Source organism: Endozoicomonas sp. SESOKO2 (assembly GCF_024606245.1).
Classification (GTDB): domain Bacteria; phylum Pseudomonadota; class Gammaproteobacteria; order Pseudomonadales; family Endozoicomonadaceae; genus Endozoicomonas_A.
Window position 1 is genome coordinate 1 of the sequence record NZ_JAHHPQ010000603.1, and the last position, 7,032, is coordinate 7,032.

The following is a 7,032-nucleotide window of genomic DNA, read 5'->3' on the forward strand; positions in this document are numbered from 1 at the left end:
TTGATGCGGGGTGGAGCAGCCTGGTAGCTCGTCGGGCTCATAACCCGAAGGTCGTCAGTTCGAATCTGGCCCCCGCTACCAAATAATTAAACCCCATTATGGGGTTTTTTGTTAGGTGCGTCAGAGTCTTTTTGGGCTTGAGATGTTGCCCCATTGAGATTCTGGTAGTTTGTTGAATTCATGCTCAATGGTGTGTGTCTTTGGCAAGCTCCTTAGTTGCGTCCAGCTGGAAGACTGGGTGCATAGAAGAGACAGGGCTTTTAAGCCCTTTTTTTGTTTTTGCAGACAGGTGTTTCCATCGTGGCAGGCAAGCAGTCGCAAGTGGAGGCATTGATTGGGCCCGTGGTTGAATCCCTTGGCTACCAGCTTTGGGGGATTGAGTTCAAATCCCAGGGTAAGCAATCCATGCTTCGCATTTATATTGATTCCCTTGATAAGGAAAAGGGAATCCAGCTGGATGACTGTGAAGTCGTCAGTCGCCAGCTGAGTGGGGTTCTCGATGTGGAAGATCCCATTACGGAGGAATATACCCTTGAAGTCTCATCGCCCGGAGTGGACAGGCGGTTGTTTACGCTTGAGCACTACGTGGCTTGGGCGGGAGCTGAGGTCAATGTCCGATTGAGGGTGCCTTTTGAGGGGCGGCGCAGGTACAGAGGCGTTGTAAAAGGGGTAGAAGACCAGGACGTGGTGTTAGTGGTTGATGATCATGAACTGCTTCTTCCCATAGAGAGCATAGACAAGGCTCAGGTGATACCGAGATTCGACTAACTTCAGGCTCATAACTGGTAATAACCAGATAAAAGATTGAGTAAAAGGTTCAGGCCGGGTTGCTAGCCGTTGTCTGCAATAAGAAGTTGATGACAGGCGAGGGTCTTCCCGGTTAACGGCCAGGGAAGTGTTGGCAAAGGCATGGACTGGTTCAGCATAGGCGAGGCAGAGCATGAGTAAAGAAATTCTGTTGGTCGTTGAGTCCGTTTCCAACGAGAAGGGCGTTCCACCCGAAGTGATCTTCGAGGCGATGGAGATCGCTCTGGCAACTGCGACCAAAAAGCGTTACGAAACAGAAGTGGATATCCGGGTAGCGATTGACCGCAGTAGTGGTGAATACGATACCTACCGTCGTTGGAGCGTGGTTGCGGACGAAGATTTCGAGTTTCCGGGCATGCACTTTACCCTGGATGAGGGTAAGGAGAAGGACGAGTCTCTGGAGATCGGTGGTGTCTGGGAAGAGCAGGTTGAGTCTGTCGCATTTGGACGGATTGCAGCCCAGACCGCCAAGCAGGTTATCGTTCAGAAGGTGCGCGAAGCCGAGCGCGCACAAATGGTTGAACAATACAGTGACAAGCTGGGCGATCTGATTAATGGAACCGTAAAGAAAACGACTCGTGACAGTATTATTGTTGACCTTGGCAACAATGCTGAAGCAGTCATGCGCAAGGACAGCATACTGCCTCGTGAGAACTTTCGTATGGGGAGCCATGTGAGGGCTTTGTTGAGTGAAATTTCCACGGAAGGTCGTGGGCCGCAGCTGATGCTGTCCCGAACTGCGCCTGAAATGCTGATTGAATTGTTCCGCATTGAAGTGCCGGAAATTGCTGAGGAGGTTCTGGAGATCAGGGCGGCTGCCCGTGATCCGGGCTCAAGGGCAAAAATTGCCGTCAAGACCAATGATGGACGCATAGATCCGGTAGGTGCCTGCGTAGGTATGCGCGGTGCTCGTGTACAGGCGGTATCCGGCGAGTTGGGTAATGAGCGTATCGACATTGTTCTGTTCGACGAAAACCCTGTCCAGTATGTGATCAATGCCATGCAGCCTGCAGAGGTTGCTTCCATCATCGTTGACGAAGACTCCGGAACTATGGATATCGCAGTCAGCGAAGATAATCTGGCTCAGGCCATTGGTCGTAGTGGTCAGAATGTTCGACTGGCCAGTGAGCTGACTGGCTGGAAATTGAACGTTATGACAGAAGCTGAAGCCGCTGCCAAGCAGGAAAAGGAAGCGGACAAGTTTAAACAGAGTTTCATTGATCTGCTCGATATCGATGAAGAACTGGCTCAGCTGCTGGTCGACGAAGGGTTCACTACGGTTGAAGAGATTGCCTATGTTCCTCTGGAAGAGATGGTGGCAATTGAAGGCATGGATGAAGAAATCGTGGAGGAGCTTCGCACTCGTGCGAAAGACAAGCTGTTGACTCAGGCTATCGCTCGAGAAGAAAAGTTAGATGGCGCACAGCCGGCTGAAGACCTTTTGGCTATGGATGGTATGGATGAGGAGCTGGCGCTGGAGCTGGCCAGTCTGGGTGTCATTACTATGGAAGATCTGGCGGAGCAGTCCATTGACGACCTTCTCGAAATTGAAGGTATGGACGAAACGCGTGCGGGTGAATTGATTATGACGGCGCGTGCTCCCTGGTTCGAGGAAGCTGGTAACTGAGCGGGCCACTGAGAGGAGAAGTGTTAATGGCAGAAGTAACCGTAGAACAACTCGCGAAGGTGGTCGGCGCTCCGGTCGAAAGGTTGCTGCAGCAGATGCAGGATGCGGGCCTGAAGCAAACCAAGGCTTCAGAAGCTGTGTCGGATGCAGAAAAGAAGCAGTTGCTGGCTCATCTGAAAAGCATTCACGGTGATCACACGGGTACGGCTGAACCTACCAAGATCACCCTTAAGCGCAAAACTGTCAGTCAGATGAAAGTATCTGGCGGTGGTGGCGCTGGTAAGAAAAAAGTTGTAAACGTAGAAGTTCGCAAGAAGCGCACCTACGTCAAGAACGAAAAAGCGGAAGAGCAGAAACCCGAAGAAAAGCGGGCTCGTGGTGACTCACGTCGTGATGGTGACCGTCCTCAGCGTCGCGATGGAGATCGTTCCCAGCAGCGTCGTGACGGCGATCGTCCCCCGCGTCGTGAAGGCGATCGTCCCCAGCAGCGTCGCGATGGTGATCGTCCGCCACGTCGTGAAGGAGACCGTCCGGCTCGTCATGGTGATCGTCCACCACGTCGTGATGGTGATCGTCCGGTTCGTCGTGATGGCCCGTCTGCTCCAAGCTTTGATCCAGCCGCTGCGCCAATGCCGACTCCGGAAGGTGATAAGCGCGGCCGTAACCGCAAAGGCAAAGATCGCCGTGATGAGCCCCGTGAAGAACGCGGTCGTCGTGGTGAGAAGCGTGGCGGACGCAACGCAGGTCGTAAAGATGATCGTCGTGGCGGCCGTAAGGCAGCCCGCACAATTACGCCTGAATCCATGGCAGCTCACGGCTTCACCAAGCCAACCGCTCCGGTAATACGCGAAGTCTCTATTCCTGAGACCATCACTGTTGCTGAGCTGGCGCAAAAAATGGCTGTCAAGGCTGCTGACGTCATCAAGGCGATGTTCAAAATGGGTTCCATGGTGACCATCAATCAGGTGATTGACCAGGATACTGCATCCATCGTAGTTGAAGAGATGGGTCACACCTTCAAACTGGTCAAGGCTGACAGCATTGAAGACTCTCTGACTGAAGATCAGGAAGATGGCGTAACCGATTTTGAGGAGAAACCTCGTGCGCCGGTTGTGACAGTAATGGGTCACGTTGACCACGGTAAGACCTCTTTGCTGGACTACATCCGCAAGAGTCGTGTGCAAGCAGGCGAGGCCGGTGGTATCACCCAGCACATTGGTGCTTACCACGTAGATACCCCGCGCGGTATGGTTTCTTTCCTGGATACTCCCGGGCACGCGGCCTTTACCGCCATGCGTGCTCGTGGTGCCAAGGCAACAGATATCGTCATTCTGGTGGTTGCGGCTGATGATGGTGTTATGCCTCAGACCGAAGAAGCGGTTCAGCACGCCAAGGCTGCTGGTGTTCCAGTCGTTGTTGCTGTGAATAAGATCGACAAGGAAGCTGCAGATCCTGATCGTGTGAAAAACGAACTGGCTGCAAGAGAAGTGATTCCTGAGGAGTGGGGTGGTGATACTCAGTTTATTCATGTGTCAGCTCTGACCGGGCAGGGAATTGATGAGCTCCTGGAAGCATTACTTCTTCAGGCTGAAGTTCTTGAGCTGTCTGCCGCAGACAAAGGTCCAGCTAAAGGCGTGGTGGTTGAATCCCGTCTGGATAAAGGTCGTGGCCCTGTCGCAACAGTTCTGGTTCAGTCCGGCAACCTGCAGCAGGGTGACAACATCCTGGTAGGTCAGCAATACGGCCGTGTTCGTGCGATGCTGGACGAAGACGGTAAGGCGATCAAAGATGCAGGCCCTTCCATTCCGGTTGAAATTCTGGGTCTGGACGGTACTCCTGATGCTGGTGATGAGCTGATTGTGGTTAAGGATGAGCGCAAGGCTCGTGAAATCGCACTGTTCCGTCAGGGTAAATACCGTGAAGTCAAACTGGCTCGTCAGCAGGCTTCCAAACTGGAAAATATCTTCTCCAGCATGGGCTCTGAAGAGAAGAAGACCCTTAATATCGTTCTGAAGGCAGATGTCCGGGGCTCTCTGGAGGCTCTGACTACTTCTCTGGAAGAGCAGGGTAACGACGAAGTTCAAGTTAAGGTTATTTCTGGTGGCGTAGGTGGTATCACTGAAACCGATGCTAACCTGGCTATGGCTTCCAATGCCGTTATCGTTGGTTTTAACGTTCGTGCTGATGCTTCTGCCCGTAAGGTGATTGAGGCAGAAGAACTGGATCTGCGCTACTACAGTGTCATCTATGACATCATTGACGATGTTAAGAAGGCTCTGGGCGGTATGCTGGGATCCGATACCCGTGAGCAGATTGTGGGCACTGCAGAAGTACGTGACGTTTTCCGTTCACCGAAGTTCGGGGCGGTGGCTGGCTGTATGGTTGTTGAAGGTATTGTTTATCGAAACGATCGTATTCGTGTACTGCGTGACAACGTGGTGATCTTTGAAGGCGAGCTGGAATCCCTGCGTCGCTTCAAGGATGACGTACAGGAAGTTCGCGAAGGTATGGAGTGTGGTATTGCGGTCAAGTCTTACAACGACGTGAAGCCAGGCGATAAGATCGAAGTTTACAAGACTGTTGAAGTCAAGCGTACTCTTTAATCAGGTTCGGCCGATCTGCTCATACTCGGTCGGTTACCAAAGAAAGAAGCCCGCAGCAAAGACTGCGGGCTTTCTCATATCAGCAGGTTTTAATCCCCAATGGCTAAAGAATACAGTCGAACCCAGCGGGTAGCGGACCAGATTCAGAAAGAATTGGCCCAGCTGATCCAGCTGGAGATGAAAGACCCTCGTTTAGGTATGGTAACCGTCAGCGCGGTAGAAGTGTCCCGCGATCTGGCCTTTGCCGATGTTTTTGTTTCTTTTCTGGGCATGGATGACCAAGAGAGCGTCAACAACCAGAAAAGTGTTGATGAGAACCTGGAGGTTATGCAGAGTGCTGCCGGTTTCCTCCGCAGCGAGCTGGCCCGTTCCATCAAGTTGCGTATCATTCCCCAGTTGCGTTTTCATTATGACAACAGTCTGAGGCGTGGTGCGTATATGAGTGAGTTGATTGCAAAAGCTCGTTCTGGTGACAGTGATCATCAGGGTGAGTCTGAGGAGTAATTGATGTCTAAACGCAGACGTAGCCGTGGCCGCAGGGTGGACGGTATTGTTGTTGTGAATAAGCCTAAGGGTGTCAGTTCCAATGACGTTCTGCAACGCGTCAAGCGGCTTTATGGTGCAGCCAAAGCTGGCCATACCGGGAGTCTTGATCCTCTGGCTACCGGAGTTTTGCCGGTCTGTCTGGGCGAGGCGACAAAATTTTCACAGTATCTGCTGGAATCGGATAAGTCCTACAGAACTGAAGTCAAGCTGGGTATCCAGACGGAGACCGGTGACCGTGAAGGCGAGATAGTCGAGCAGCGTCCGGTGAATGTTACCCGTTCTGAAGTTGAAGCTATCCTTGATCGCTTCCGTGGTGAGGTTGATCAGATTCCCAGTATGTATTCAGCGCTGAAGCACAATGGTGAACCGCTTTACAAGCTGGCTCGTCAAGGTATTGTTGTTGAGCGTCCGTCACGACGCATCACCATCTATCGTCTTGAGCTGCTGGACTTTGAAGGTGACAGGCTGATCCTTGAAGTGGATTGCTCCAAGGGCACTTATGTTCGTACTCTGGCTGAAGATATTGGTGCAGCTCTGGGGTGTCTCGGGCATGTTGCCGAGCTGCATAGAATGAAGGCAGGCCCATATACTGAACACCAGTCCTACACTTTGGCAGAGCTCGAAGATATTCGCGACGGCGGTGGTCACAAGGCTCTGGATGAACTGCTGCTGCCATTGGATACTTCTGTGAGTGACTGGCCTCAGATTCGTCTGGGGGCAACCAGCAGCTATTACATCAGTCAGGGGCAACCGGTTCAGGTGCCTCAGGCGCCTACCAGTGGTAATGTCCGTATCTATGGTCAGGAAGAGGTTGAGGGCCAGGAAGTGCTTCGATTCCTGGGTATTGGAGAGATTGACGAAGACGGTCGTGTTGCACCCAAGAGACTGATCAGTTCCGGAAACTAAGACAGATTATCTTTCTGCAGTATGGTGGCTTTAACGGACTGGCTTCCGGCTGGAGGTTGATGTTAGAATTCGTCACCTGATTGGCAGCAGGTGCTGCCAAGGCTTAATGGTTGGCTGTAAATATGCACGGTCATACCTGCTTGTTGATGCATATTAAACGGAGTGTAAAGCAATGGCTTTGACTGCTAAAAAGAAAGCAGAAATTATCAAGGAATTCGGTCGTAGTGAAGGCGACAGCGGTAGCCCTGAAGTTCAGGTTGCTCTGCTGACTGCAAACATCGAAGGTTTGCAGGGTCACTTCAAGGCAAACCACAAGGATCACCACTCTCGTCGTGGGCTGATCCGCATGGTAAACCAGCGTCGTAATATGCTGAACTACCTGAAGGGCAAAGACGTTGAGCGTTACCGTTCCCTGATCGAGCGTCTGGGTCTGCGTCGCTAACAGCTATAGCGTTATTGATCCGGAAGGCTGACCGGGAAGAGACTGTCCTACGCGGCAACTGCTCCTGCGTTGCTCTAGCTCCTGCATCCATGCAGTCGTGC

At 52.2% G+C, this 7,032-nt stretch carries 6 protein-coding genes and 1 tRNA gene; all 7 read left to right on the forward strand.

What is annotated here, in order from left to right; all coding sequences use genetic code 11:
• Window positions 1–4: 4 nt before the first annotated feature.
• The 7 genes from KDK17_RS14515 to rpsO all read left to right on the forward strand — a co-directional run bounded on the left by KDK17_RS14515 (window position 5) and on the right by rpsO (window position 6,931).
• Window positions 5–81: transfer RNA gene (locus KDK17_RS14515), tRNA-Met, on the forward strand.
• Between the two features lie 219 nt (window positions 82–300).
• Complete coding sequence (gene rimP / locus KDK17_RS14520; RefSeq protein WP_257254779.1) at window positions 301–768, forward strand: ribosome maturation factor RimP; 468 nt, start codon at window positions 301–303, stop codon at window positions 766–768.
• Between the two features lie 172 nt (window positions 769–940).
• The gene (gene nusA / locus KDK17_RS14525) at window positions 941–2,434 is read left to right on the forward strand and encodes a transcription termination factor NusA (RefSeq protein WP_257254774.1); all 1,494 of its coding nucleotides are present in this window, start codon (window positions 941–943) and stop codon (window positions 2,432–2,434) included.
• A gap of 26 nt (window positions 2,435–2,460) precedes the next feature.
• A complete protein-coding gene (gene infB / locus KDK17_RS14530; protein WP_257254775.1) occupies window positions 2,461–5,037 on the forward strand; it encodes a translation initiation factor IF-2 in 2,577 nt (858 codons plus the stop codon).
• Window positions 5,038–5,136: 99 nt separating this feature from the next.
• Window positions 5,137–5,541, forward strand: coding sequence for a 30S ribosome-binding factor RbfA (gene rbfA, locus KDK17_RS14535; RefSeq protein WP_257288363.1), 405 nt, complete (start codon window positions 5,137–5,139; stop codon window positions 5,539–5,541).
• A 3-nt stretch (window positions 5,542–5,544) separates the two neighbouring features.
• Window positions 5,545–6,489 (forward strand): tRNA pseudouridine(55) synthase TruB, encoded by a 945-nt coding sequence (gene truB, locus KDK17_RS14540; RefSeq protein ID WP_257254777.1) that lies wholly within the window; start codon window positions 5,545–5,547, stop codon window positions 6,487–6,489.
• 172 nt (window positions 6,490–6,661) lie between these two features.
• Window positions 6,662–6,931 (forward strand): 30S ribosomal protein S15, encoded by a 270-nt coding sequence (rpsO, locus tag KDK17_RS14545; protein ID WP_257254778.1) that lies wholly within the window; start codon window positions 6,662–6,664, stop codon window positions 6,929–6,931.
• Window positions 6,932–7,032 lie beyond the last annotated feature (101 nt).

Bases quoted from the DNA above. Each gene is read 5' to 3' on its own strand.
- rpsO (WP_257254778.1), top strand. From the start codon at position 6,662: ATGGCTTTGACTGCTAAAAAGAAAGCAGAAATTATCAAGGAATTCGGT.
- rbfA (WP_257288363.1), top strand. From the start codon at position 5,137: ATGGCTAAAGAATACAGTCGAACCCAGCGGGTAGCGGACCAGATTCAG.
- infB (WP_257254775.1), top strand. From the start codon at position 2,461: ATGGCAGAAGTAACCGTAGAACAACTCGCGAAGGTGGTCGGCGCTCCG.
- truB (WP_257254777.1), top strand. From the start codon at position 5,545: ATGTCTAAACGCAGACGTAGCCGTGGCCGCAGGGTGGACGGTATTGTT.
- nusA (WP_257254774.1), top strand. From the start codon at position 941: ATGAGTAAAGAAATTCTGTTGGTCGTTGAGTCCGTTTCCAACGAGAAG.